This window comes from Stenotrophomonas sp. BIO128-Bstrain (assembly GCF_030128875.1).
Lineage (GTDB): Bacteria > Pseudomonadota > Gammaproteobacteria > Xanthomonadales > Xanthomonadaceae > Stenotrophomonas > Stenotrophomonas bentonitica_A.
In genome coordinates, this window is the sequence record NZ_CP124620.1 from 2,715,229 (window position 1) to 2,739,929 (window position 24,701).

Annotated in this window: 21 protein-coding genes and 3 pseudogenes; 5 read left to right on the forward strand and 19 right to left on the reverse strand. The window is 65.9% G+C overall.

The window, feature by feature from the left end:
* Window positions 1–138 precede the first annotated feature (138 nt).
* Window positions 139–2,337 carry a TonB-dependent siderophore receptor gene (locus tag POS15_RS12280; protein WP_070426840.1) on the forward strand — a complete coding sequence of 733 codons (2,199 nt, stop codon included), beginning with the start codon at window positions 139–141 and terminating at the stop codon, window positions 2,335–2,337.
* 234 nt (window positions 2,338–2,571) lie between these two features.
* On the opposite strand, the gene POS15_RS12285 is transcribed toward POS15_RS12280, so the two are convergent.
* The 8 genes from POS15_RS12285 to POS15_RS12320 all read right to left on the reverse strand — a co-directional run bounded on the left by POS15_RS12285 (window position 2,572) and on the right by POS15_RS12320 (window position 9,444).
* Window positions 2,572–3,798, reverse strand: a complete 1,227-nt coding sequence (locus POS15_RS12285) for an MFS transporter (RefSeq protein ID WP_046272996.1) — start codon at window positions 3,796–3,798, stop codon at window positions 2,572–2,574.
* A 215-nt stretch (window positions 3,799–4,013) separates the two neighbouring features.
* Entirely contained in the window at window positions 4,014–4,691 is a 678-nt protein-coding gene (locus POS15_RS12290) for a methyltransferase domain-containing protein (protein ID WP_019186205.1), read from the reverse strand.
* Window positions 4,692–4,812: 121 nt separating this feature from the next.
* Complete coding sequence (locus POS15_RS12295) at window positions 4,813–5,649, reverse strand: DNA-formamidopyrimidine glycosylase family protein (RefSeq protein ID WP_046272997.1); 837 nt, start codon at window positions 5,647–5,649, stop codon at window positions 4,813–4,815.
* Complete coding sequence (locus POS15_RS12300) at window positions 5,642–6,397, reverse strand: DUF72 domain-containing protein (RefSeq protein ID WP_284128230.1); 756 nt, start codon at window positions 6,395–6,397, stop codon at window positions 5,642–5,644. The genes POS15_RS12295 and POS15_RS12300 overlap by 8 nt, the downstream gene beginning before the upstream one ends.
* A gap of 3 nt (window positions 6,398–6,400) precedes the next feature.
* Complete coding sequence (locus POS15_RS12305; RefSeq protein WP_019186208.1) at window positions 6,401–6,835, reverse strand: pyridoxamine 5'-phosphate oxidase family protein; 435 nt, start codon at window positions 6,833–6,835, stop codon at window positions 6,401–6,403.
* Window positions 6,836–6,918: 83 nt separating this feature from the next.
* Window positions 6,919–7,770, reverse strand: coding sequence for an alpha/beta hydrolase-fold protein (locus tag POS15_RS12310; RefSeq protein ID WP_157267262.1), 852 nt, complete (start codon window positions 7,768–7,770; stop codon window positions 6,919–6,921).
* Window positions 7,770–8,894: a metallophosphoesterase gene (locus POS15_RS12315; protein WP_019186210.1), complete on the reverse strand. Its 1,125-nt coding sequence runs from the start codon at window positions 8,892–8,894 to the stop codon at window positions 7,770–7,772. Before POS15_RS12315 ends, POS15_RS12310 begins: the two co-directional genes overlap by 1 nt.
* Before the next feature lie 88 nt (window positions 8,895–8,982).
* Window positions 8,983–9,444: a DUF1801 domain-containing protein gene (locus tag POS15_RS12320; RefSeq protein ID WP_037554143.1), complete on the reverse strand. Its 462-nt coding sequence runs from the start codon at window positions 9,442–9,444 to the stop codon at window positions 8,983–8,985.
* 216 nt (window positions 9,445–9,660) lie between these two features.
* Here POS15_RS12320 and POS15_RS12325 point away from each other — a divergent pair, with 216 nt between their 5' ends.
* Window positions 9,661–11,706, forward strand: coding sequence for a TonB-dependent receptor (locus POS15_RS12325; protein WP_284128231.1), 2,046 nt, complete (start codon window positions 9,661–9,663; stop codon window positions 11,704–11,706).
* Window positions 11,707–11,719: 13 nt separating this feature from the next.
* Here POS15_RS12325 and POS15_RS12330 read toward each other — a convergent pair whose 3' ends face one another.
* The 3 genes from POS15_RS12330 to POS15_RS12340 form a co-directional block, all read right to left on the reverse strand.
* On the reverse strand, window positions 11,720–12,745 hold the full coding sequence (locus POS15_RS12330) for an AI-2E family transporter (RefSeq protein WP_019186213.1): 1,026 nt from the start codon (window positions 12,743–12,745) through the stop codon (window positions 11,720–11,722).
* A 378-nt stretch (window positions 12,746–13,123) separates the two neighbouring features.
* Window positions 13,124–13,294 (reverse strand): hypothetical protein, encoded by a 171-nt coding sequence (locus POS15_RS12335; RefSeq protein ID WP_180882534.1) that lies wholly within the window; start codon window positions 13,292–13,294, stop codon window positions 13,124–13,126.
* A 127-nt stretch (window positions 13,295–13,421) separates the two neighbouring features.
* Window positions 13,422–14,512, reverse strand: a protein-coding gene (locus POS15_RS12340; RefSeq protein WP_149500787.1) for an IS3 family transposase whose coding sequence is annotated in 2 segments (ribosomal slippage) — window positions 13,422–14,254 and window positions 14,254–14,512 — 1,092 coding nt in all. Because the reading frame shifts where the segments join, the coding sequence is not laid out codon by codon here.
* Between the two features lie 605 nt (window positions 14,513–15,117).
* Here POS15_RS12340 and POS15_RS12345 point away from each other — a divergent pair.
* Window positions 15,118–15,561 (forward strand): hypothetical protein, encoded by a 444-nt coding sequence (locus POS15_RS12345; RefSeq protein WP_047290313.1) that lies wholly within the window; start codon window positions 15,118–15,120, stop codon window positions 15,559–15,561.
* Between the two features lie 30 nt (window positions 15,562–15,591).
* Here the strand turns inward: POS15_RS12345 and POS15_RS12350 are convergent, their stop codons facing one another.
* The gene (locus tag POS15_RS12350) at window positions 15,592–17,337 is read right to left on the reverse strand and encodes an alpha/beta-hydrolase family protein (RefSeq protein ID WP_149500785.1); all 1,746 of its coding nucleotides are present in this window, start codon (window positions 17,335–17,337) and stop codon (window positions 15,592–15,594) included.
* A 242-nt stretch (window positions 17,338–17,579) separates the two neighbouring features.
* Window positions 17,580–18,143: pseudogene (locus POS15_RS12355) on the reverse strand (transposase); the annotation flags it as partial.
* Window positions 18,144–18,213: 70 nt separating this feature from the next.
* Here POS15_RS12355 and POS15_RS12360 point away from each other — a divergent pair.
* Window positions 18,214–19,749, forward strand: coding sequence for a transposase (locus POS15_RS12360; protein WP_183153828.1), 1,536 nt, complete (start codon window positions 18,214–18,216; stop codon window positions 19,747–19,749).
* A gap of 106 nt (window positions 19,750–19,855) precedes the next feature.
* Here POS15_RS12360 and POS15_RS12365 read toward each other — a convergent pair whose 3' ends face one another.
* The 6 genes and pseudogenes from POS15_RS12365 to POS15_RS12390 form a co-directional block, all read right to left on the reverse strand.
* Window positions 19,856–20,140 carry a hypothetical protein gene (locus tag POS15_RS12365; RefSeq protein ID WP_069953517.1) on the reverse strand — a complete coding sequence of 95 codons (285 nt, stop codon included), beginning with the start codon at window positions 20,138–20,140 and terminating at the stop codon, window positions 19,856–19,858.
* Window positions 20,141–20,234: 94 nt separating this feature from the next.
* Window positions 20,235–21,203: a magnesium and cobalt transport protein CorA gene (locus tag POS15_RS12370; RefSeq protein WP_164146004.1), complete on the reverse strand. Its 969-nt coding sequence runs from the start codon at window positions 21,201–21,203 to the stop codon at window positions 20,235–20,237.
* The gene (locus POS15_RS12375) at window positions 21,200–21,904 is read right to left on the reverse strand and encodes a glutathione S-transferase N-terminal domain-containing protein (RefSeq protein WP_164146003.1); all 705 of its coding nucleotides are present in this window, start codon (window positions 21,902–21,904) and stop codon (window positions 21,200–21,202) included. Before POS15_RS12375 ends, POS15_RS12370 begins: the two co-directional genes overlap by 4 nt.
* A gap of 132 nt (window positions 21,905–22,036) precedes the next feature.
* Window positions 22,037–22,576, reverse strand: a complete 540-nt coding sequence (gene msrA / locus POS15_RS12380) for a peptide-methionine (S)-S-oxide reductase MsrA (RefSeq protein WP_164146002.1) — start codon at window positions 22,574–22,576, stop codon at window positions 22,037–22,039.
* A gap of 1 nt (window position 22,577) precedes the next feature.
* Window positions 22,578–23,021, reverse strand: coding sequence for a peptide-methionine (R)-S-oxide reductase MsrB (gene msrB / locus POS15_RS12385; RefSeq protein WP_116089488.1), 444 nt, complete (start codon window positions 23,019–23,021; stop codon window positions 22,578–22,580).
* Window positions 23,022–23,268: 247 nt separating this feature from the next.
* Window positions 23,269–23,478 (reverse strand): annotated as a pseudogene (locus tag POS15_RS12390) (transposase); the annotation flags it as partial.
* On the opposite strand from POS15_RS12390, the pseudogene POS15_RS12395 reads away from it, so the two are divergent.
* Window positions 23,477–24,679: pseudogene (locus POS15_RS12395) on the forward strand (transposase); the annotation flags it as partial. The pseudogenes POS15_RS12390 and POS15_RS12395 sit on opposite strands and share 2 nt — an antisense overlap.
* Window positions 24,680–24,701: the final 22 nt, after the last annotated feature.

The window sequence follows — 24,701 nt, forward strand, 5'->3', positions numbered from 1 at the left end:
GTATTGGACGGTCTCAACGGACTGCCGTCTCCCCGCAGCTGCCCGGCAACCTGCTTTCCCAGGATGGACCTACCGTGCCTGCGCGCCGGCGTTGCCTGCCTGTTGCCTTTCTTCCCTACTTCCCGTCCAGAGACCCCCATGTCGCTCCGCGCCCACCCGTTCCGCTCCCGCCGTGCCCCGCTGGCCCTGGCCCTGCTTTCCGCCCTTTCGCTGACCGCCCCGCAGGCCTTCGCCGATGCGCTGGCAGACGCCAGCAGCACTGCCGATGCGAAGACCCTGGACAAGGTCAGCGTGGTCGGTGCGCGCGCGATGCCATCCAGCACCACCCGCCTGCCGATCAGCCTGCAGGAAACCCCGCAGTCGGCGACCTCGATCGGGCTCCAGCGCCTGCAGGACGAATCGCTGTTCAGCATCAACGACGTGATGCGCAACGTCACCGGCGTGAGTGTCTCCTTCTACGACACCCAGCGTCCGCTCTATTACGCCCGCGGCTTTCCCATCACTGATTTCCAGGTCGATGGCATCCCCACCTACAGCGGTTCGACCAACCAGGAGTACGACACCGCCTTCTACGATCGCGTCGAAGTGATCCGCGGTGCCAACGGCCTGCTGAGCGGCGCCGGCGTGCCATCGGCGACGGTCAACCTGCTGCGCAAGCGCCCGGGCAAGGAATTCGATGCCTCCTTCGCAGTGAGCGCCGGCAGCTGGGACTACCAGCGCATGGAGGCCGACGTGACCGCGCCGCTGACCGCCGATGGCCGTTTCCGCAGCCGAGTGGTCGCCGCCTACACCGACCGCGATCTGTATTACGACCGCTACCACGAGAACAAGATGGCCGGCATGGCCGTGCTGGAAGGTGACCTGACCGACAGCACCACCGTGACCGTGGGCTACCAGACCCAGGACAACAACCCGGTCGGCTCGACCTGGGGCACCGTGCCGTTCTTCAACAGCCAGGGCGACTTCGCGCACCTGCCGCGCTCGACCAACGTCGCCCCGAAGTGGAGCTACTGGCAGCGCGAGACGAGCACGGCGTTCGCCAACCTGGAGCAGCGTTTCGGCGAGAACTGGCTGCTGAAGATCAACACCGCCTACACCCGGGGCAACGTCCAGAACGTGCGCGTCTACGGCAGCGGCTACCCCGATCCGGCCACCGGCGCGGGCATCTTCCTGCGCACTGCCGCGGGTGATTCGGAAGACACCCGGCGCAACGTCGATGCCTACCTGAGCGGCACGTTCTCGCTGTTCGGCCGCGAACACGACCTGACCGTGGGCGGCCAGTGGGCGGACCTGGAAGGCACCACCAACACCATCGCCCTGCGCTACCCGACCGACTGGGCGCGGTGCGGCACCGAGCGCTGCTACTACATCCCGGACATCCGCACCTGGGATGGCGACATCTCCGAAGTGACCTACTCGCGTACCGGTGCACGCCGGGTCGCCAAGACCACGCAGAGCGGTTTCTACGTGGCCACCCGCCTGCGCCTGGCCGACCCGCTGGCACTGATCGCCGGCGCGCGGCTGAGCCGCTGGGAGACGCTGACCCGCGCCTACGGCACGACCGGGGCCTACACCGGCACCAGCGGCGCCTACAAGGTGACGGACGAAGTCACGCCCTATGTGGGCCTGGTCTACGACATCACCCCGCAGGTCGCGGCGTATGCCAGCTACACCGAGATCTTCAACCCGCAGAACTTCAAGGACCGCAACGAAAACCTGCTGGCGCCGGTGGAGGGCTCGAACCTGGAAGCGGGCATCAAGTCGCAGTGGTTCGACGGCCGCCTGACCGCCAATGCGGCTGTGTTCGAGGCCAAGCAGGACAACTACGCGGTGCTGGACACGAGCGTGCCGGAGCGCTCGCTCAGCGATGGCAGCTCGGCCTACATCGGCATCAACGGCACCAAGGCACGTGGCTGGGAACTGGACGTCAACGGCGAAATCCTGCCGGGCTGGACGGTCAATGCCGGCTTCACCCACGTCAAGGTGACCCGTGCCGCCACTGATCTGTTGTACGCCAACCCGGCCGAGGACCTGCTGCAGCTCAACACCCAGGTGCGGCTGCGCGGCGCGCTCGAACGCCTGAGCGTGGGTGCGGGCGTGCAGTGGCAGAGCAAGGTGCAGGGCTACAACGTGCCTTATCCGCTCGGCGGCACGGTGACGGTGAACCAGCCGGCGTACGCGCTGGTGCAGTTCAACGCCAACTACCGCCTCAGCGACAGCTGGACCGCGACCCTGAGCGTGCGCAACGCGCTGGACAAGACCTACTGGGCCAACCTGGATTACAACAACTACGGCGAGCCGCGTTTCGTCGCGTTGAGCCTGCGCTGGAAATACTGAGGCCTGACGACATCGCTGTGTTGAACGAACGGGTCGCCTTCGGGCGGCCCGTTTTTTTTGTGGCGACGCACCGTACACAGGTAGTGCCGGCCGCTGGCCGGCTCCTCCAAGACCCGACATTGCGTGGAGCCGGCCAGCGGCCGGCACTACCTTCTCGGCACCCTGCGTGCAGCCGGCCAGCGGCCGGCGCGCTACATTCTCGGCACCCTGCGTGCAGCCGGCCAGCGGCCGGCGCTAACGGGGCCGCGTCTCGCGCAGCGTCCACATTACCGGCAGCACCAGCACGGCGACCCCGGCGATCATCGCGCCTGGGGCCGATGACCAGCCGGTGTGGCGCACCAGCACTTCGGCCAGCAACGGCGTGGCGCCACCAAAGAAGGCCGTCGCCATGGTGACGCCCAATGCCAGCCCGCTGAGCCGCCCCTCGCCGGGAAACTGCTCGGCCGTCGCCGGTGCCGCCACCGCACTCACGCCACCGGCCAGGCACGCCAACACCACCGCGGCCAGCCCGATCGCCAGCGTGCTGCCACCGGCCATCACCGAGAACATCGTCAACGGCAGCAACGCCGACAGGGCGGCCAACGCGATCAACATCGGCCTGCGACCGACCCGGTCCGACAACGCGCCGGCCAGCGGCGTCACCACGATCACCGCCACCGCCGCGATCGTGGAGAGCCACAGCGCTTCGGATTCACTCACCTGCCCCACCGAACCGAGGAATGCGGGCACATAGGTAATGCCGACGTAATAGGTGATCGAACCCAGTGCGGAGATCGCGAAGGTGCGGGCGATCGCGGCCTTGTGGTGCCGCCAGGTGTCGCGGATAGGCGACTCCGGCACGGTGCCTTCGGCCTGCTGCCGCTCGAACTCGGGCGACTCATGCATGGTCGAGCGCGCCAGCAGGATCGCGCCGGCCAGCGCCGCGCCGACAAAGAAAGGAATGCGCCAGCCCCAGCCATCCAGCTGGGCCGTGCTCAGCAGCGCCACCGTCAGCGCCGACAGCGCCACTGCCAACAGGGCACCCACTTCGCTCGCGGCCGACGCCAGCGAGGTGACCAGGCCGCGCCGCTGCACGGGCGCGGTTTCCAGCAGGTACGCCACCACGCCGGTGTATTCGCCGCCGACCGAAAAAGCCATCAGGCAGCGCAACAGCAACAACAGCACACCGGCGGTGGCGCCGATGCTCTCGAAGGTGGGCAGCAGCGCGGTAGCAAGCATGGCCAGCGTCATCAGCAGCATCGAGGCCAGCAGCATGTAGCGTCGGCCGAAGCGATCGCCGAGATGGCCGAACACCAGCGCGCCCAGGGGGCGCATCAGATACGACACCGCGAACCCGGCCAGCGTGGCCAGCAGCGCGTTCTCGCCGCCGCCGAAGAACACCCGCGACAACACCGTGGCCAGATACAGATAGAGCGTGAAGTCGTACCACTCCACCACGGTGGACAGCCCAGCGATGATCATCGAGCGGGTCTGAGGTCGCGCATCCGGCGCGGCGCTGGCCGTACTCAAGCGTGCGTCCTGCTGACAGACAGGCCATCGCGGCTGGACAGGGGACGACATCGCATCGGAGCTCTCCCGGCCGCCTGGGCCGCATCTGGACGGCGACAGCCTACGCCAGCGGATCTGCACGCCGTGTCACGGAGGAACGCCGGTGCCGCAACGCGCCCGGCCCGCGCTCAGGCGAGGGCCGCCGGGCGGACGGCGCCCCGCCGATAACTCAGCAGCCGCCCGTGGCCTGGCGCATCGCCCTCATCCTCGAACAGGCCCAGTTCCTCGCTCACATCGAAGCCCTGCAGGGCCATGCCGCGCGAAAACGCGCCGACGTTGCCACGTCCGGGATCGGTGATCAGCAGTTCGGCATCGGGCTTGGCATGCCGCAGCATCATCGCGGCGATCTGGTGGGCGTGGCCGCGTTCGTAAAGGATGTCACTGCCGATGATCAGGTCGAAGCGGCCCAGCGAGCCATCCGGAACTTCCCAGGGCAGGTCGCGGTAGGTCACCGCCGGCAGGTTGTTGAGCCCTGCGTTGTAGGCCAGGAAGGATTCGGCCAACGGATGGTGATCCGTCGCGACGACATCCGCGCCCCGATGTGCCAGCACCAGGCTGGACAGGCCCAGCCCGCAGCCCAGTTCCAGGATGCGCTTACCGGCCACGTCGAAGTGGCTCATGGTATCGGCCAGCGCGCGGCCGGCCGGCCAGATCTGGCCGAACAGGCTCCACAGCGAGGAGTGGATGCCGGCACGCGCGGCGCGGCCGGTAGGATCGGAGAACTGCTGCAGATCGCTGAGCGCACGGATACGGAAGTCGTGACCGCCGACCGGAATGGTGAGGATGCGGGTGGTATAGCCCGGCATGAGCGCTCCGTAGGACACGGGAGTCTTCATCCCGGGGCGGCATGAAGGACTCGGAGGAAGGAGCGAGGGCGATCGGACGTCGATCGCGCAGGACGCGCGTACGTGCGTGTGACAGCCCATCCTACGCCATGCGCGTGGCCCTGGCTGAACGCCTTGGGGCCTTTCCAGGGGTGCCCTTTGCGACCTTGCGGACTGCCTTGCCTGCGGCCTTGCGTACGGCCGGCGCCGTACCGTAGCGCAGCTGGCAGACCGGGCAGAAAAACGTCCGCCGCCGGGTCGTCCCCGGGTAGGTCTTGCTGAGTGGGCCACCGCAGTGGGGGCAGGTGCGCTTGGTATGCACCAACCAGTGCTGGCGCAGGACGAACTGCCGCTTCCAGTCCAGGAAATCGAAGCTGTATTGCCGCGCCTGTTTGATGACCTCGCCCAGCTTGCGCGATGGCAGCGCGCCGACCGTGGATTCAGGATGCACGCGCGTGCGGAACAGCACCTCGTTCTTGATGATGTTGCCCACGCCGGCAAAGATGTCCTGGTCCAGCAGCGCGTCGCAGATCAAGGTGTCCGGGTGTTCCTTCAGTTTCCTGCGCGCCAGTCTGGGATCCCACGAGGGATCCATCACGTCGCCGCGCCAGTCGTAGGTGTCCTCGAGCGCGCCTTCGATGTACTTCACCGACGAGGCATAGATGTTGAGCTCGCCGTTGTCGAACTGCAGCGATACCCGCGGCGGGGAAGGCTTGCGCTCATCGATGCGGTAGCTGCCGAACATCAGCATGTGTACGCGCAGGCTGAAGCCTCGGAACTCGATCAGGAAATGCTTGCCCCAGCTGCGCAGGGCGACCACGCGACGGCCTTCCATGCGGGTCAGGTCGAGTGAACTGTTGCCGGTCGCCAGGCGCACGGTCTTGCCATGGAACTTCGCCGCCGCCTCGCGCAGGATGACGATGGAAGGACCTTCAGGCATGGGCGGCCCCCGGGTGGGATGCGCCGCCAAGGATGTCCTGCAGCCGTGCCGCGTTGGCGATGGCGAACCCATGGGCGGTATTGTCGAAGATCACCCAGCGCGTGCTGCCGGCGTGCGACGCGACATCACGCGCCAAGGACTGGAGCGCCTCCTCGTCGTACTCGCTGTAATACATCCGCGGTGCGCCATGCCAACGCCAGTAGCGCCACGCGGCGTCCTCCCCGGGGCGGGCCGCCCCCGCAACCCGCGCAGGATCGGCCGCGACGCGCGCTACCGAGTGCCGCCCCAGCAACGCCTCGGCCTGTGGCGTGAACCAGCTGGCATGCCGCGGTTCGCAGACCACCGGCGTATCCGTGCGACGACGCAGCAGGCCGAAGAAACCCGCCGCCACCCGTGCATCGAATGCATGGCTGGGCGGCAACTGCAGCAGCAATCCGCCCAGCCTGCGGCCCAGGCCGGCGGTCTCTTCGAGGAACCGATCCAGCGCCGGGCCGCAACCGCGCAGCGCTGCGTCATGCGACACCGCCTTGGGCAGCTTCACCGAAAAGCGAAAGCCAGTCGGCACGCTCGCCGCCCAGCGTTCGTAAGTACGCTGCTGGTGTGGCCGGTAGAACGAGGAGTTGATCTCCACCGCCGAAAAACGCGTCGCATAGCGCGCCAGCATGCTCTCGCCCACGCCGGTCAACGCCGCGTACCTGCCGGGAATGGACCAGCCTGCGCATCCGATCCTGACGGGGTCGGCCGGCATCGCTTACAGCCGGATCTCACCGTCGTCTTCGCCGGACCAGTAGTGGATACGGGTCGCCTTGACCTGGATCAGCACGATGCCCGGGGTATCCACGCCCTGTTCGAACCAGCGTTCCAGGTCCGGAACCCAATGTGCCTGCAGGGTCGCGCGGTCGCGGCTCAGCGTGGCATGGCCTTCCACGGCCACGAACAGCGGCGGCTTGCCCAGCAGTGACTTGCTGCCGGTGAAGGACAGCGCGACCTTCGGGTCGCGTTCGATCTCGCCCACCATGTCGGCACTGTCGAAGGCGAAGAAATAACTGTCGCCGTCGTAGTCCACGTCACCGTTGTTGCTCATCGGCCGGCCGGCGATCTCGCCGCTGGCGGTGTGGGTCTGCAGCATGGCGAAATCGATGCCGGCCATCTTCTTGGCCAGTTCAGGCAGGGTCAGCGTGGTCATGGGGTCTCCGGGTGGGCGTGGCGTGTGCGTCCAGCCTCCGCGCTGCGCGGTGACCGAGGCGTGCACGCCCACTGGCGAAAATTTCACACGGCCAGAGCGGTGCTCCGGCTGGGGAACAGGGCCAGCAGCGCGCGGGTGAGCATCGCCGGATAGACCGTCAGGTGATCCTCATCGGCAACCACGCGTGTCTCGAGCCAGAGGCCTGGATAACCGCGCCCGCGCAGACACTCGGCAAACGCTCGCGTATGCGCGACCATGTCGTTGCGCGCAGCAAACGGTGCGTCCGACGCCGGGGTTTCGTGTGCGCCGATCGACAGCAGCACGCGCGCGTTCAGATCGGCATGGGCGTCGGCGTACTCCGCCTCGATCCGGTTGATCACGTGCTGGTCGAACCAGAGCGATGGGCTGGAAAGGATGTAGCGCTGGAACATCGCCGGGCGGGTCAGCAGCACGTACGCACCGAACAGCCCACCGTAGGAATGGCCGGCAAACGCACGCTGCGCCGCGTCGGTGCGGTAGCGCGCCTCGACCTGTGGCAGCACATGGTCGGCCAGGAAATCGCGGTAGTGCGCAGCGCCGCCGTAGGTGATGCCATCGGTGTAATCGTCGCCCGGGGTGCGGCTGGGTTGGGTCGGGGTGTAGTCACGCGAGCGGCTCTGCTGCGAGCTCAGCCCCTGCTGCGGCGGCAGCCCGACCAGGATGAAGGGCGCCAGGTGCGCACCGCCCTGCCCCACCATGTTGCGCACGCTGCGCGCAAGCGGGAAGCTGTACAGCGCGTCGGTGACATACAGCACCGGGTAGCGCAGGTGCGTGTCCCGCGCATACCCGGCCGGCAGGGACACCCAGATCGGGTAGTCCCGGCCCACCGGGTCGCGGACGGTCCAGGCTTCGGTGTCCGGCAACACCACCCCGGGCATCGCACATCCGGACGCCATCAGCGCGCCCGCAGCGTGATCAGGGTGATCTCCGAGGGCACGCCGATCCGCGCGGCGAAGCCCGGCCACAGCCCGGCACCGTTGCTGACGTACAGCGTCATCGCGTCCACCTGGTAGCGCCCGGAGACATAGCCACCGTTGGCACGCTTGACCAGCTGGTCCATACCCAGAATATGCCCGCCATGCGTGTGGCCGGACAGCTGCAGGGCCACGCCGTGCGCGGCGTTGGCGCGGGCTTCGACCGGGCGGTGGTCGAGCAGGATCACCGGTGCCTGCGGGTCCGCCCCGGCCAGGGCAGCGCCGAGGTCCGGCATGGGCAGGCCATAGCGTGCCGCCACTGGATCGGTCACGCCGGCGATGGTCAACGTCGCCCCGTCGCGCTGCACCCGGGTATGGGTGTTCTCCAGCACCTGCATGCCCTGCCCGCGGAAGGCCTGCATCCACTCGGCGTACTGCGCGTAATACTCGTGGTTGCCGGTGATCGCGATGACGCCATCCGGCGCGTGCAGCCTGGCCAGGGGCGCGAAGTCGTTGGCACGGGCGCTGACGCTGCCGTCGATCAGATCGCCGGTGATCACCACCAGATCCGGATGGAGCGCATTGCTTTCGGCGACCACCTTCTCCACCCAGGCACCGGTGAGCAGGCGGCTGGCGTGGATATCGGTGAGCTGCAGCACGCGATAACCGTCGAACGCGGCCGGCAGGCCATCGATGGCGACCTCGATCTGACGCGGCTTGGGCACGGCCATGCCCTGCCAGATGCCGTAGGCGGACAGCAGCAGCGCCAATGCGCCGGCCGTCGGACGCAGCCATGTCGCACGTAGCGTCGGCAGCACGCGCCGCGCACGCACCAGCCACGCGATCAGCAGCAGCGCGTCCAGCAGCAGCACGAATACCGCGCTCAGCAGCAGCGTGGTGAAGCCGGTGGCGAGCACGGCGATCATCGCCGTGGGAATTTCCGGCGACGCCATGGTCCCGGCAAACTGCGCCACGATCCGGTGGTGCAGCGCCAGGGCCACCACCAACAGGCCCAGCGCGATCCGGACCGGGCGCGACAGCCGCAACGGCCAGATCAGGCGCCACACCAGATACAACGCAAGCAAACAGCCGATCACACTCAGCACAGGCACATCCTGGAATATCGATGGGGGAGTCAGCCCCCCATCGTTCCCGATTCGGCCCGCCGGTTCCAGTGCAGGAGGTCGTGACGATTCAGGCTGAGCGCCGGGGGGCCTTCCCGCGTGGCGCCGGAGCAGCGGTTCTGGCCGCCCGGTTCAGCGCCATCGCCGCGCGGATCAACGCCTTGAACGCGGTGGCGTTGATCGTATCGCCTTCGTGCAGATCGATGGCGCGGCGGGTGTTGCCTTCCAGACTCGCATTGAACAGCCCGTTGGGATCGGGAAGCGACGCGCCCTTGGCGAAGGTCAACTTCACGGCCGCCTTGTAGGTCTCCCCGGTACACAGGATGCCGTGGTGCTCCCACACTGGTACACCCCGCCACTTCCATGTCTCCACCACGTCCGGATCGACCTGGTGGATCAAGGCGCGGATCCGGGACAGCGCCTCGCCGCGCCAATCCTCCAGCGACTGGATGCGGGCATCGATCTGTTGCGACGCGGACGGCTCGCTGGCCGTTGCGGCGCGCGGCGTTGAACGGGCATTGGGCTGGATCATGGGGACACCGATCACCATGGGCGGCCCGGCCGGCGCCCTTCGTGCGCGTTATAGACCCGATCGGAAGGGGCTTCAAGCCACAGGCGCGTGAGCGACCTCCGGGATGGAACGACGCTCGATTGCAATGTTATATTATTTCTTTTACAGGTCAGAACAGCAGACTTCCGGTGTCTGCTGGTCCACGCCCTGTCATACCTGCTCCTGAGGCACGAAGAGATGAGAACCAAGGCAATGGTGTCCGCCGTACTGGCGGCCCTGTGCGCCGGCGAAGCGCGCGCCCAATCCGCCGATGCTGCGATCACCCTCGGCAGCGTGCTCGTGCGGGAAGGCGCGAACCGTCCCCTGGCCGCCCACCGGGTGCTGACCTCGGTGGATGTGATGGGCGGCGACCAGGTCCATGAGAAGAACGTGTCCAACAGCTGGGAACTGCTCGGCCAGATGCCGGGCATGCAGCTGACCGAAACCCGCCAGGGCGCGGAGTCCGGCAAGGCGACCTTCCGTGCATTCAATGGCGAGGGCTACCTCAACGGGATCAAGATCCTGATCGATGGCATTCCCAGCAACGTCAACAGTGGCAACCAGCGCTTCATCGACATGGTGTTCCCGCTGGACATCGACTACATCGAAGTCGTGCGCGGTACCAACGACCCGCGCTATGGCCTGCACAACATCGGGGGCAACATCAACCTCGGCACCCGCCAGGGCGGCACCTATACCGATGCGCGGCTCACCTATGGCAGCTACAACACCCGCGAAGCGCAGGTGGCGATCGGTCGCGACGCCAACGGTGTCGCGCAGAACTATTTCCTGGCGTCGCAGGCGTCCGACGGCTACCGCGATCATGACCGATCGAAGAAGTACTCGCTGAGCGGCAAGTGGTTCTACAGCGGCGACGATGACCTGTTCAATCTCGGTCTGATCGCGCGCGTGTACCACCACGAAGCCGACGAGCCCGGCTTCATGACCGCCGCAGAGTTGGCAGCCGATCGTCGCGGATCCGCGCTCAAGAATGCCAACGACGTCGACGACCGCGACATGCGCCATCTCAGCACCCATCTGGATCTGCAGCTCGGCGATGCCGTGCATGTCAGCAACAAGCTGTACTACAACCGTTACGAGGACGACCGGCAGGTGACCTTCACCGCGTACGTACCCGGCAACGCGCCGCGCCAGCGTCGTCAGTGGGATGAGAAACAGAACGGCCTGCTCAGCACGATGACCTGGGCCGCCACGCCTGCGCTGACGGTCGAGGGCGGATTCAACGCCGAGCATCAGGACAATACGTACCGCCGGCTGCGCTACAGCCACGCCATCCCGACCGACTTCTCCACCCCGGCGCGGATCCAGAACGACGACCGCTACACCCTGGACAACCTCGGTGCCTATGCGCAGGCCGTGTATCAGCCCACCTCCGCGCTGAAGATCGTGCCGGCCTACCGTGTGGACCGCTTCTCCGGCAGCACCCACCTGCCCGGTGGCATCACCGCGCCGCTGCAGCGCTACGGCACCATCGGCCAGCCCAAGCTGAGCGTGGTCTACGCAATCACTCCGGTACTCAACATCTATGCCAACTGGGGCAGGACCTTCCAGGTGCTGACCGGTTCCACCGCACCGGCTTACCTCACCGCCGGGCAGGAGACCTTCCGGCCCTCGATCAACACCGGCAAGGAGCTGGGCATCAAGTTCACCCCGGCCGTCGGCACCGACGCGCGCATCGCGGTGTGGCGCCAGGACGCGACGGACGAAGTAGCGAACATGCCGGCCACCGGCACCTCGGTCGGCCTGGGCCAGACCCGTCGCGAAGGCGTCGACCTGCAGTTCACCTCGCGCCTGGGCGACCACTGGACGCTGTGGGGCTCGCATGCGATCCAGCAGGCCAAGGTGGTGCGCGCGTTCACCACCGATGGCACCGCCCTGGCCGGCAACGAGGTGATCGCCACGCCGCGCTACATCAGCAACATCGGCGTGGACTACCGCGGCAACGAGCGCTGGACCTTCGGCCTGCAGGGCCGGATGCAGGGCGACTATTACATTGAAGAGCGCAACACGCAGGGCAGGTTCGGCGCCTTCGCGGTGCTCGATGCCAGTGCGTCGTATCGGCTTTCCGAGCGGGTCAGCGTGGACGTGCAGGTGAAGAACCTGACCGGCCGCGACTACGCGTATGCGTGGTATGACAACTTCTTCTGGGGCGGCGACGACCAGCCGATGTTCTCACCGGCCCCCGGGCGCTCGGCGTATGTGTCGTTGAACCTGAAGCTCTAGCGCGGCCCGGCCCTCAAATCCAGCGCTGGTCCAGCAGTTCGCGCTTGATGTAGGCGTAGAACACCGGCGCTGCGACCAGCCCTGGCAGCCCGAACGCGGCCTCCATCACCAGCATCGCCAGCAGCAGCTCCCAGGCGCGCGCCTGGATCTCGCCCCCGACGATGCGCGCGTTGAGGAAGTACTCCAGCTTGTGGATGACCACCAGGTACAGCAGTGCGACCACGGCCACGTAGAACGAGACCGACAGCGCGACGATGGTGATGACCGTGTTGGAGATGATGTTGCCCACCACCGGCAGCAGGCCGGCCAGGAAGGTGATCAGCACCAGTGTCTTGGACAGCGGCACATGCACCCCGAACAGCGGCAGCACCCCGAGCAGGAAGATGGCGGTGAACAGGGTGTTGAGCAGGGAGATCTTCACCTGCGCGAACACCACCTGCCGGAAGGCCGTGGCCAGGCGGCTGGTGCGGCCGATCAGCTCCTGCGCCAGCGGCCCCAGCTTCGGCAGCGGCAGCTCGTCGTACAGCGCGATCATCGCACCCAGCACCATGCCGATCAGGATCCGCACGCTGATCTGCACGGCCGAAGTGCCGGCGATGCCGAGCTGCTGGCGGTGGGTGGCGGCCCAGTCGTTCATGGCCGTGCGCAAGGCCTGCAGATCTTCCGGGATGTACGGCTGCAACAGGTCCGGCACCTGGTGGCGGGAGGTGTTGAGGATGTCCATCAGGCGCATCAGCAGCGCATCGGGGCCACCGGTCTCATTGCGGAAGAACGAGGCGATGCCGATCGCGGCCAGGGTCAGCGCGCCGATGATCAGCGCCGACAGCACGATCACCGAATAGGCGCGCGCACGTCCGGGCGGCAGCCTGCCCTCGACGGTGGAGGCCAGCAGGTGGGTCAGGTGGAACACCAGCAGGCCCGACAGCAGGGTCACCACCAGGCCCAGCTTCAAGGTCAGCCACATGCCCAGCAGCATCAGCAGCCAGGCCGCGATGCGGGCGGTGGGTGGCTTGGGCAGCGTGGGAATCACAATGGACATGCGGGGGCATCCAGACGGGTGGCCCATGGTAGTGGATGTGGTGTGGGCGGAGCCTGTGGCCTTGGGGGAAACGTTCAAAATACAGCCAGCCGCGCGTTGCCAACCGCGTAACGGATGCATGCCATGCCCAACAAAAAAGCCCTCGCTGTGCGAGGGCTTTTTGATCACATCCGCTTAGAACGGTTGTGAACCCACAGATCGCAGCGCTCTCAACGCGAAACCATCGCAAGTTCCTGTATCTAAAGGCTTTTTCTTGATCATTGAAACTCGCATTTATACATTGAGAGAGGTTTTTGTTGTAAAAGACGGATTTCGAGCCGAAAGCGACCGCCTTTTTCTACATAGGTAGCAATCCTAGCAGCGCGCAGAGGCAAGCGCTTACTTACCGCTTCGGGCACCACCTTTGGCGTGCTGGTCAAGGAACTTGCCCATCGCAACCTTTTTCTTCAGCACGTCGGCCGGGATCTCGAGCCCCTCTCGTCGCGCAATGGCAACCGCGTACTGGATCTGCGCCTGGGACGGTGGCCTCAAGTCATAGTCCAAGTACATGTCAACGACCGGACCGACAGCCTGCGCAACCCGATTGGCGAGTCGCTGAAGCTTGACCGGATCCGCTCTCGAACACTGCTCCCGACGTCCCCCCGCTTTCAGTAGCGGAGCTGTTTGGAGCCCGGCTTTATCGTAGCGGTTTCACCGCCAGCTGTTGGGCATAGGCGGCAGGCGTTAGCCCGCCGAGCGATTTCTTCGGCCGCTCTTCGTTGTACTCCCGCCGCCAGCGCTCGATCTCGGTGCGCGCGTGCAGCAGTGTCGGGAACCAGTGTTCGTTGAGGCATTCGTCGCGCAGGCGTCCGTTGAACGATTCAACGTAAGCGTTCTGATTCGGCTTGCCCGGCTGGATCAGACGCAGCGACACGCCACGTTCGTGCGCCCAGGCCACCATTGCCTTGCCGCAGAATTCCTTGCCGTTATCGGTCCGGATCACCTTCGGCAGGCCACGGCTGAGTGCCAGGCGGTCCAGCACGCGGCTGACGCCGTGGCCCGAAATCGCACGCTCGACCTCGATTGCCACCGCCTCGTGGCTGGCGTCATCCACAATCACCAGACACTTGATGACACGGCCGTCGGCTGTGCGATCGAAGATAAAGTCCATCGACCACACCTCGTTGGCCGCAACCGGACGAATCAGTGGTTGCCGTTCGCCCAGGGGCACCTTCTTGCGCTTGCGCCGCCGCACCTGCAGTTTCGCCTGCTGATACAGCCGCTCGACGCGCTTGTAGTTCACGACCTGGCCGCCTTGCCGCAGCTTGAGGTAGATCATGCCCACCCCGTAGCGCTTGTGCCGATGCGCCAAGGCCTGGATCTGCGCCCGCAGTTCTACATTGCGGTCCGGACGAGGCGTGTAGCGCAGTGCGCTGGCACTCATGCCGACCACGCGCAGAGCGCGCCGCTCGCTGAGTCCTTTTCTTGCCATGTAGCGCACCTGCTCGCGTCGGGCGGGTGCGCTCACCATTTTTTTCGCAGCACGTCCTTGATCACCTCGTTCTCGAGGACCTGCTCGGCCAACAGCTTCTTCAACCGCGCGTTCTCGGTCTCCAGTTCCTTCAGGCGCTTGGCCTCCGACACATTCATGCCGCCGAACTTGCTGCGCCACAGGTAGTACGACGCCTCGCTGAAGCCGTGCCGACGGCACAGCTCCTTGACCGGCAGCCCGGCCTCGGCCTCACGCAAGAAGCCGATGATCTGCTCTTCGCTGAAACGCTTTTTCACGTCCAATCTCCTTCTCGTTGGGGATTGGACTCCAAAGCAGCTTGCTACTCAATTGAGGGGGGGCGTCGCTCCTGAAGCGACTCCAGCAGACCAGCTTCCAGCGGAAGCTCGAGCATCACACCGCGTTCTGGGTCCAGCAACATTAGAGGCATAGTCACCGCCTGTTTTAGATAGGCGTCCCATAAGGGACTGGCGCTAAAGGTAGCATGCTGAGGGCGGAGCAAAGCTGAGCCAGCACGCGCTGAAGGACTTGCTGCCGCTAAAAGCTCCCTCAGGCTCAGCGGCCTGGCGATCGCTTCAGCTACCTAGGGATTCGGTGAGAAATGGCTACGCACTGAGCCGCTGCGCGGCCCCGCGATGTCGAAAACCCACGCATGAACCCCCGATCTGTGCCCGATCTGTGCCCAAAGCGGCGCTTGCGCGGCCGCTTCCTACCCGCCAGACTCGCAAAAAAGGGCGGTTGAACTTCCTATACCCGCTTCCGCATCGCCGGCCGGCTGAACTACGCCGACACCGACGACCATCGCGACCGCCTGGCGAACGCGCGCTTCATCGAAGGCAACGCCGGCTTCGCCTGGCGGCCGTGGGATAGCGCGCGCTGGGAAATGTTCGGCCGCTACACCTACCTGTACGACCTCTCCAGCCTGGGCCAGCGCGAGCAGGACTACGACCAGAAAACCCAGGTGCTGTCGGTGGAAGGCGTCTACCGCCACGACCAGCATTGGGAAGTGGCCGGCAAGCTCGCCCGGCGCGAGGGCGAGGTGCGCTACGGACGCGGCAGCGGGCCGTGGTTCGACTCGGCCACCGACTTCGCCGCGCTACAGCTGCGCTACGAGGTGGTCTACGCCTGGCACGCGCTGGCCGAATACCGCTGGCTGGACGTGCAGGCCGGCGGCACGCGGCAGGGCTGGCTGGTCGGACTGGACCGCGACATCGGCAAGAACTTCCGCATCGGCGCCGGCTACAACTTCACCGAGTTCAGCGACGACCTGACCGACTTCGACTACGACCACGAGGGCTGGTTCCTCAACATGGTCGGGATGTACTGAGGGTGCCGGTCCACGCAAGACCGTCGACGTTCAGCCGTCCACGGTCTCCTCGCCGCCATCCTTGGACAGCTCTTCGGCCCGGCGCTCATCCAGGTGGCGCTGCAGGCGGGCCACGTCTTCGGGCGACCAGTCGTCGATGCCGGTGACTTCCAGCCAGGCGTTGATGTAGTGCGATGGCGCGTAGACGTGGCCGAAACCCATTGGTGCGCTCATCGACAGCGAAGTATCCATTGCCATCTGCATCATCGTCACGACCGGATACCAGCGCATCGCCGGGGATACGTCCGGCGGGCGCGGGGCATCGAGCAGTTCCGGTTCGCGGAACAAGCCGTGACGGTCGAAGAACGTCACCGCGTCGCTGCCGTACTGCAGGTAGACCACGCGCATCGGGCCCCACGGCGTGCCGGGCGGGGTGGAGCTGCCGTCCTGGTTCATGAAGCGGACGAACGAGCCGTCCTGGAACTGCGGCAGCCACACCGGCGAACCGGGATTGCGCGAGCGGGTCAGCCCGGCCCACTTGCTGGCGGCGAACGGAGGTCCGCTCCAGACCGCGCCATCGAATGGTTCGCCGAGCAGCTCGAACATCTCGAACGAGCGTTCCGAATTGAGCGCGCCCAGGCTCAGGCCGTGCAGGTACAGCTTCGGCCGCCGCTCGGGCGGCAGCGTGCGCCAGTAGCCGTAGACCTCGCGGAACAGTGCGCGCGCGGTGACCCCGCCTGTGTCCGGATCCAGGAACAGCGTCAGCGGACTGGACAGGTACGAGTACTGCACCGCGACGCTGGCCACATCGCCGCGGTAGAGATATTCGATGCCGTCGATGCCGGACGGGTCGACCCAACCGGTGCCGGTCGGAGTGATGATGATCAGCGCCTTGCGCTCGAAGCCGCCGACGCGCTTGAGTTCTTCCAGCGCCAGCTGGGCGCGCTCTTCGGGCGTGTCGCCGGTGGGCAGGCCCGCGTACACGCGCAGCGGCGCCTTGGCGCCGGGACCGGCGTAGGCGGCGAGTTCGTCGGCGGTGGGGCGGGCATCGACGTAGCGCCGGCCCATGCGCCCGAGCTGGTTCCAGGCCACTAGCGACTGCGCGCTGCCGGGGCTGTCCCATTCGGTCGGCGGCGGCATGTCGGGCGGGATCAGTGCATCGGCCTGGCGATAGGAGGCGTCCAGGGTGTCCAGCAACGAGGACAGGATCACGCCGTTGACCAGGCCCACCAGCAGCAGCACGCCGGCGATCGCACCGACCACGTGCGCGATCCGTCGCGGCACCTTGTGGGTGACCAGGCGCATCACCGCCTTGATGATCATCAGCGCGATGCGGCCCAGCACGACCAGCAGCAGCGCCACGACCGCCGCACCCGCGAGTACGCCCAGGATGCGCGATGGACCGGCGGGAGCCAGGTGCATCAGTTCGCGGACGATGTTTTCCCAATGCTGGCTGCGCCAAAGCGCGAGCGCGGCGATGACCGCGCAGGCGACGACCGCGATACGGCGGCGACGCGGCTGTCCCGCCGGCCCGGGGAGCGGCAGCTCCAGGTATCCCCACAGCCAGCGCAGCAGCACGCCCAGGCCGTAGCCGGCGGCCAGGCACATGCCCGACAGCACCGCCTGCGCGACCGTGATCCGTGGCGTGAGGCTGGGCGTGAGCGAGGCGGCGAAGAACAACGTCCCCAGCACGAGCCCGGTATTGCCAAGGCGCGCCAGCAGCGAACGCCGGAGCCGGGTGAACCAGCCATCGGATGTAGTACCGGAAGCGAGTGCAGCGTCGTCGTCCTGTCGCATCAAGTATCCCCTGCGAGTGGTCCCCTTGGGCCAATATGCCGGCCACGGATAGGCGTTTTAACCGCATGAGGCCAAGTATCGCACCGCGGAAGCGCCATCAAGCCGGCTGAGACACTCGATTTTCCCGCCCAGGTGTCAGGTTCACCACCAGGGTTTGGCGTTCAGGAGAGTGATTTGCGGCGCTCGGCGTGTACCGGGCGCAGAGCCAGTTCGCGGCAAGTCAAAATCGCCGCTTTGTTCATTCACCAACTGATGCGCTGATCGACCTCAAAGTCCGGTGCCGGTTGCGCCGCTAGGTCCCAGTCTGCTGGCTCGGTTTGCGCCCCGTCATCCATCTGCGCATCACTACAGTCATCCCACAGCGGTGGCCCGCGCGCCGGGGAGATGCGGGGTGGCTCTGAATCTGCCCCGATGTGGTCCAGGATGTGCCGGATGTCAGCGCTGTGCGTAATGAACGCGATGATGCGCATATGCCCGCCACACAGCGGACACAAGAGGGGGAACACCTCGTAGATGCGGGCGATCAGCACCGCCCACAGGTAGTGCGCTGCACGCTTGGGCAGCACCGGCTCGCTCTGGGATGGCAGCGCGCTGCTCATCGGTACCACACCAGGCGCGCACTCCCCCGTGCTGATCGACGCGCCCAGCACGGGAGCGGCTCGCGCCGGTGTCGCCAGCGCCGTCACCGCAGCCCTGAGCGGCGAGTTGGGTGCCAACACGCCAAAATAGCGGTGCCGGTGGGTGCGTGGCGGGGGAACCAGCGCGGCAATGCGGTCGATCAGCTCCAGCGGTGTGAGGTGCAGCTCATAAAGGCCGATATGAACCGGCCGGGGCGGGCGCAAGCCTGAGCAGCCATTCCCTGCACCGGAGTGTTTCGTGCCGCGCCTCGCCGCGACCGTGTCGCAGCTGCAGGATGCCGTGGCGCACGCAACGTCGCCGGCAGCGCATCTGCCCACGGCTCGCTATGCGCCTCACCGTCCCGAGCGCACGCTGCTGTATTCGCTGGTGCAGGCGCATTGGCCGGACTTTCTCGCGCGCCGTGAGGTAGAAGACCGCCCGCTGCCCGAGCATGTGCGCGAGGAGTTCGAGACCTACCTGCGCTGCGGCGTGCTCGAGCACGGCTTCCTGCGCGTGGTCTGCGAGCACTGTCGTGCCGAGAGGCTAGTGGCGTATTCCTGCAAGAAGCGCGGCTTCTGCCCGAGTTGCGGCGCGCGACGCATGGCCGAGTCGGCGCGGCACCTGGTCGAGGAGGTGTTCGGCCCGCGGCCTGTGCGGCAATGGGTGCTGAGCTTTCCGTACCCCTTGCGTTTCCTGTTCGCCAGCAAGCCAGAAGCCATTGGCCCGGTGCTGGGCATCGTGCAGCGCGTGATCGCCGGCTGGTTGGCCGATCAAGCCGGCATCGACCGCGCCAGCGCCCAGTGCGGTGCGGTGACCCTGATCCAGCGCTTCGGCAGCGCGCTGAACCTGAATGTTCACTTCCACATGCTGTGGCTCGACGGCGTGTACGACGCGAACGTCGAGCCGCCGCGGCGCAAGCCGCGCCTGCGCCGCGCCCCCACCTCTGCGCAACTGACGCAGCTCGCCAACACCATCGCGCATCGCGTCTGCCGGCACCTGTCGCGCCGCGGCTGGCTCGAAGGCGAAGACGAATCCGTGTTCCTGTCCGACAGCGCGGGTAGCGACGACGGCATGGATGGGCTGCGGATGAGTTCGATGACCTACCGCATCGCCACCGGTCGCGACGCTGGCCGCAAGGTCGTCACGCTGCAAACATTGCCCGGTGACGCAGGCTCGCTGGAGGGCGATGCCGGCAAGGTCGGTGGCTTCTCGCTGCATGCCGGCGTGGCCGCGGAAGCACACGAGAGCCACAAGCTCGAAAAGCTGTGCCGCTACATCACGCGCCCGGCGATCAGCGAGCAGCGGCTATCGATCTCGCCACAGGGCAGGGTGCGTTACCAGCTCAAGACGCCGTGGCGAAATGGGACCACGCATGTCGAATGGGATGCGGTGGACTTCATCGCCAAGCTGGCGGCACTGGTCCCGCCACCTCGCGCGCATCTCACCCGCTTCCACGGCGTATTCGCCCCGAATGCAAACCTGCGCGCGCAGCTGACGCCCTCGGGGCGCGGCAGGCGGCCTGCGGGCGATGCGGCGCCGGTTGACGCAAGCGCCCACGACGAGCCGCGCAGCCCCGAGCAGAAGCGCCGTGCGATGAGCTGGGCGCAACGGCTCAAGCGGGTCTTTTCCATCGACATCACCACCTGCGCCCACTGCGGCGGCGCGGTGCGGATCGTCGCCAGCATCGAGGAACCCACCGCCATCCGCGCCATCCTCGCCCACTTCGAGAAGCACGGCGCGCTGGAGCAAGCGCACTACCGGCCCGCAGCGCGCGCGCCGCCGCCGGCCGCGTGACGAGGTGCCGGCCACACAGCCGGCAGCCAAGCCAGAGTCGGATCCGATGCGGCCACGACCCCGCAGGGCTGCGCTCGGCCCTGTGCCGGGATTCGGTGAGAAATGGCTACGCACTGAGCCGCTGCGCGGCCCCGCGATGTCGAAAACCCACGCATGAACCCCCGATCTGTGCCCGATCTGTGCCCAAAGCGGCGCTTGCGCGGCCGCTTCCTACCCGCCAGACTCGCAAAAAAGGGCGGTTGAACTTCCTATACCCAATGGTGCACGCGTCGAGGATCGATCCAAGTTCGAGATCAACGAGATTGCCGTCCTTGACGCGGTATTCGCGGTCATAGCCCTTGGCGATGAACGACTGGACTGCTTCTAGAACGTCGGTCACTTCGGATGTCATGCGCGCACTTTCATATCGAGTTGGATTGGACGCGCTTCCGCACAAGTCGTGCTTTGGTCCATCAGATGACGGAGAAGAGCGCGGAGTGCGGAGTTCATAGCCACTTGGACTTCTTGAAGCGCACGAACAGGATGAGGCTGGACACCGCGATCAGCCCGAGCACGACGAAGTAGCCATAGGTCGTGTTCAGTTCCGGCATGTTCTTGAAGTTCATGCCGTATATTCCGGCGATCGCCGTCGGGACTGCGAGTATCGCCGCCCAGGCAGCGAGCTGGCGGGTGACCACCCCGATCCTTTGCGCTTCCAGAAGGCTGCTGGCCTCAAAGACCGTGGACAGGACAAGCAGGAGGCCGTCGACCATGGACTGCACGCGGTGGACATGGTCCGCGACGTCGTGGAAATATGGTGTCATTTCGGCGCTGATGCAGGGAAAGTGGCCGCGAACGAGCTTTCGCACCAGCTCGGCCATAGCCCCGAGCGTGCGCTGGAACCGCGTGAGTTCGGACCTTAGTTCGAAGATTCGCGCCACCTCTTCTGGCCCGAGGAAGTCGTGCAGCGACCGTCGTTCCATGGCCAGGACGTCGTCCTCGATCATTTCGAAGATGGGCAGATACTGGTCGACCACGCGGTGCAGGATCGCATGCAGCACATAGTCGACACCCTTGCCGAACTGCGTCGGCGATGCCTCGAGTTGCGCCCGAAGTTTGCCCAGCGCTCCGGCGTTGCCGTGCCGCACGGTGATGAGGTGATTGTGACCGGTGAAGATCGCCATCTTGCCGTAGCTGATCCGGTCGCCGACCAGTTCGGCGGTCTGCGCGACGATGTATAGCTCATCGTTGTAGACTTCGAGCTTGGGCGGGCACAGCGGGTGCATCGCGTTGTCGATTGCCAGCGGATGCAGATTGTACGTCGTTTGGATCGCGCGAAGTTCGTCGTCGGTAGGCTCGCTGAGCGCGATCCAGCAGAAGCCCGAACGACTCTCGCCCAGTTCAATGCGCTCGTCGAGCGCGATTTCCCGGACTCGCTTGCCTTCGTTGTAATAATAAGCGGCGATGATGGTCATGCAGGCCTCGCAGGAATTCGCAGGCCACGCTGTACCGCGGGCCGCGCCAGCCCGCGCCCGACCCATGCCTGGACGTTAGGATAGCTGCTAAGGCCGAGGATGTCGCCAGCAGCGTAAAATTCAACCAGCGCATTCACCCAGCCAAACGTCGCGATGTCCGCGATCGAGTAATCATCGACAATCCATTCGCGGTCTTCCAGGCGGCGATCTAGGACCCCGAGAAGACGCTTGGATTCATCGATAAAGCGCTGCCGAGGCCGCTTGTCCTCATAATCCTTGCCAGCAGATCGCAGGAAAAAGCCAAGCTGGCCGAAGGTCGGCCCGATGCCGGACACTTGAAAGAACACCCAGGCCAGAGTCTCGTATCGTTGGGTGGGTGTGGTTGAGATGAACTGGCCAGTCTTTTCGGCCAGATAGACGAGGATCGCACCGGTTTCCCATATGCCAATGGGCTGGCCGTCAGGGCCAGCCGGATCGATGATCGCGGGTATGCGGCCGTTGGGATTCAACGACACGAACGCTGGATCTTTCGATTCGTTGTTCGAGATGTCGACGAAGTGGGGCTCGTACGGCAGGCCAGTCTCCTCCAGCATCATCGAGACCTTGACGCCGTTGGGCGTGGGGGCCGCGTATAGTTGCAGGCGATCCGGATAAGATGCTGGCCAGCGCTGCGTGATGGGAAAGGAGGAGAGGTCTGTCATATCTGGATCCTGGCACTGCGACGGCGGCTGAATGAAATGATCTGCTTCAAGGCCAGGTTCGACGACCGCGTCGATTGACGCGGTCGTCGAAGGTTGCGAACCGGATCGACGCGACACGGACGGCAGCGAAGCTTATTCCGCTGCAGCCCCGGCCGCAGGGCTCATATCGCCGGCCTCACGCCGCTTCGGAAGAACCCAGTCGGGACGGGGGAAGTGGCATGTGTAGCCACCCGGCCGTTTCTCCAGATAATCTTGGTGGTCGGGCTCGGCCTCCCAGAAATCTCCGACCGGGACGACTTCAGTGACCACTATGCCTTTCCACAGCCCGGAGGCATCCACGTCGGCGATCGTGTCCTCGGCGACGCGCTTCTGCTCCTCGTCGACGTAATAGATGCCCGACCGGTAGGAGAGCCCAATATCACCGCCCTGGCGGTTCTTGGTCGTCGGATCGTGGATCTGGAAGAAATATTCCAGGATGTTCCGGTAGCTCGTCACCGCCGGGTCGAAAACGATCTCGATCGCCTCGGCATGCGTGCCGTGATTGCGATAAGTGGCGTTCGGAACATCGCCGCCAGTGTAACCTACACGAGTCGAGACGATGCCGGGCCGCTTGCGGATCAGATCCTGCATGCCCCAGAAACATCCGCCTGCGAGAATAGCGCGCTGATGCATGTTAAGCCTCCTCTACCTGATCGAGATATTCACCGTATCCCTCGGCCTCCATTTCGTCGCGCGGGATGAAGCGAAGGGACGCTGAGTTGATGCAGTAGCGCAGACCGCCGCGGTCGGAAGGACCATCTGGGAACACGTGGCCGAGATGGCTGTCGGCATGTACCGACCTGACCTCCGTCCGGACCATGCCGTGTGCGCTGTCCCGCACCTCGTTCACGTTTGCCGGAACGATCGGCTTGGTGAAGCTGGGCCAGCCAGTACCCGAATCGAACTTGTCCGTTGAAGCGAACAGCGGCTCGCCCGACACTATGTCGACGTAGATGCCAGGCTCCTTGTTGTCGTTGTGCTCGCCCGTGAAGGGCCTTTCGGTCCCCGACTCCTGGGTAATCCGGCGTTGCTCGGGGGTCAGGCGGTCAACTGCTGTCTGTGACTTTTCAAACTTCATGATAGTCTCCAATAATTAATCTAGAGCCGACATTCCCCAAGTGGCCTGCCGCTTGACTTCAAGATCGCCTGATTTTGCTCGCTGGGCAAGCGTTTTTCGCCCCGAGCGGTGTCTGTCGTCGCGCAAACGGCCGAAGTCGGGTGGATCAAGCCTCGAACCCGCAGCATTCTGGCCCGGCAGAGCCGCTTTTCCGCGCGGCAGACGGACCTGTCCTGCCGCTTTCGTTCAGCTTGGGCATGGATCGTGGTCATGCGCATGACGGAGGCGTTCGAAGACGGCGGATGGCGGCAAGGACGGCCCGCACCATCGGGCCGGTGACGGCGACCTCGGCCAACTGGAAGGTAATGGCGCGGGCGTGGCGGACGACGCGGGCGCCGATCTTGATCAGCTTGAGTTGCAGGCTGGTCAACGACCAGTCCGCCATGGCCTCGGGCAGTTCGATGCAGCGCAGGAAGGAGAGGCTGGTGGCGTATTCCTGCAAGAAGCGCGGGCTGTGCCCGAGCTGCGGCGCACGGCGCATGGCCGAGTCGGCGCGGCATCTGGTGGACGAGGTGTTCGGCCCGCGGCCTGTGCGGCAATGGGTGCTGAGCTTTCCGTACCCCTTGCGTTTCCTGTTCGCCAGCAAGCCAGAAGCCATTGGCCCGGTGCTGGGCATCGTGCAGCGCGTGATCGCCGGCTGGTTGGCCGATCAAGCCGGCATCGACCGCGCCAGCGCCCAGTGCGGTGCGGTGACCCTGATCCAGCGCTTCGGCAGCGCGCTGAACCTGAATGTTCACTTCCACATGCTGTGGCTCGACGGCGTGTACGACGCGAACGTCGAGCCCCCGCGGCGCAAGCCGCGCCTGCGCCGCGCCCCCACCTCTGCGCAACTGACGCAGGTCGCCAACACCATCGCGCATCGCGTGTGCCGGCACCTGTCGCGCCGCGGCTGGCTCGAAGGCGAAGACGAATCCGTGTTCCTGTCCGACAGCGCGGGTAGCGACGACGGCATGGATGGGCTGCGGATGAGTTCGATGACCTACCGCATCGCCACCGGTCGCGACGCTGGCCGCAAGGTCGTCACGCTGCAAACATTGCCCGGTGACGCAGGCTCGCTGGAGGGCGACGCCGGCAAGGTCGGCGGCTTCTCGCTGCATGCCGGCGTGGCCGCGGAAGCACACGAGAGCCACAAGCTCGAAAAGCTGTGCCGCTACATCACGCGCCCGGCGATCAGCGAGCAGCGGCTATCGATCTCACCGCAGGGTAGGGTGCGGTATCAGCTCAAGACGCCGTGGCGAAATGGGACCACCCATGTCGAATGGGATGCGGTGGACTTCATCGCCAAGCTGGCGGCACTGGTCCCGCCACCTCGCGCGCATCTCACCCGCTTCCACGGCGTATTCGCCCCGAATGCAAACCTGCGCGCGCAGGTGACGCCATCGGGGCGCGGCAAGCGGCCTGCGGGCGATGCGGCGCCGGTTGACGCAAGCGCCCACGACGAGCCGCGCAGCCCCGAGCAGAAGCGCCGTGCGATGAGCTGGGCGCAACGGCTCAAGCGGGTCTTTTCCATCGACGTCACCACCTGCGCCCACTGCGGCGGCGCGGTGCGGATCGTCGCCAGCATCGAGGAACCCAAAACCATCCGCGCCATCCTCGCCCACTTCGAGAAACACGGCGCGCCCGCCTGGCGCATGTCACCCG

What these genes read in the sequence shown, in the direction of transcription:
- POS15_RS12280 (WP_070426840.1), top strand. Translation starts at nt 139, where the DNA reads ATGTCGCTCCGCGCCCACCCGTTCCGCTCCCGCCGTGCCCCGCTGGCC.
- POS15_RS12285 (WP_046272996.1), bottom strand. Translation starts at nt 3,798, where the DNA reads ATGATCATCGCTGGGCTGTCCACCGTGGTGGAGTGGTACGACTTCACG.
- POS15_RS12290 (WP_019186205.1), bottom strand. Translation starts at nt 4,691, where the DNA reads ATGCCGGGCTATACCACCCGCATCCTCACCATTCCGGTCGGCGGTCAC.
- POS15_RS12295 (WP_046272997.1), bottom strand. Translation starts at nt 5,649, where the DNA reads ATGCCTGAAGGTCCTTCCATCGTCATCCTGCGCGAGGCGGCGGCGAAG.
- POS15_RS12300 (WP_284128230.1), bottom strand. Translation starts at nt 6,397, where the DNA reads ATGCCGGCCGACCCCGTCAGGATCGGATGCGCAGGCTGGTCCATTCCC.
- POS15_RS12305 (WP_019186208.1), bottom strand. Translation starts at nt 6,835, where the DNA reads ATGACCACGCTGACCCTGCCTGAACTGGCCAAGAAGATGGCCGGCATC.
- POS15_RS12310 (WP_157267262.1), bottom strand. Translation starts at nt 7,770, where the DNA reads ATGGCGTCCGGATGTGCGATGCCCGGGGTGGTGTTGCCGGACACCGAA.
- POS15_RS12320 (WP_037554143.1), bottom strand. Translation starts at nt 9,444, where the DNA reads ATGATCCAGCCCAATGCCCGTTCAACGCCGCGCGCCGCAACGGCCAGC.
- POS15_RS12325 (WP_284128231.1), top strand. Translation starts at nt 9,661, where the DNA reads ATGAGAACCAAGGCAATGGTGTCCGCCGTACTGGCGGCCCTGTGCGCC.
- POS15_RS12330 (WP_019186213.1), bottom strand. Translation starts at nt 12,745, where the DNA reads ATGTCCATTGTGATTCCCACGCTGCCCAAGCCACCCACCGCCCGCATC.
- POS15_RS12335 (WP_180882534.1), bottom strand. Translation starts at nt 13,294, where the DNA reads ATGTACTTGGACTATGACTTGAGGCCACCGTCCCAGGCGCAGATCCAG.
- POS15_RS12345 (WP_047290313.1), top strand. Translation starts at nt 15,118, where the DNA reads ATGTTCGGCCGCTACACCTACCTGTACGACCTCTCCAGCCTGGGCCAG.
- POS15_RS12350 (WP_149500785.1), bottom strand. Translation starts at nt 17,337, where the DNA reads ATGCGACAGGACGACGACGCTGCACTCGCTTCCGGTACTACATCCGAT.
- POS15_RS12365 (WP_069953517.1), bottom strand. Translation starts at nt 20,140, where the DNA reads ATGACATCCGAAGTGACCGACGTTCTAGAAGCAGTCCAGTCGTTCATC.
- POS15_RS12370 (WP_164146004.1), bottom strand. Translation starts at nt 21,203, where the DNA reads ATGACCATCATCGCCGCTTATTATTACAACGAAGGCAAGCGAGTCCGG.
- POS15_RS12375 (WP_164146003.1), bottom strand. Translation starts at nt 21,904, where the DNA reads ATGACAGACCTCTCCTCCTTTCCCATCACGCAGCGCTGGCCAGCATCT.
- msrA (WP_164146002.1), bottom strand. Translation starts at nt 22,576, where the DNA reads ATGCATCAGCGCGCTATTCTCGCAGGCGGATGTTTCTGGGGCATGCAG.
- msrB (WP_116089488.1), bottom strand. Translation starts at nt 23,021, where the DNA reads ATGAAGTTTGAAAAGTCACAGACAGCAGTTGACCGCCTGACCCCCGAG.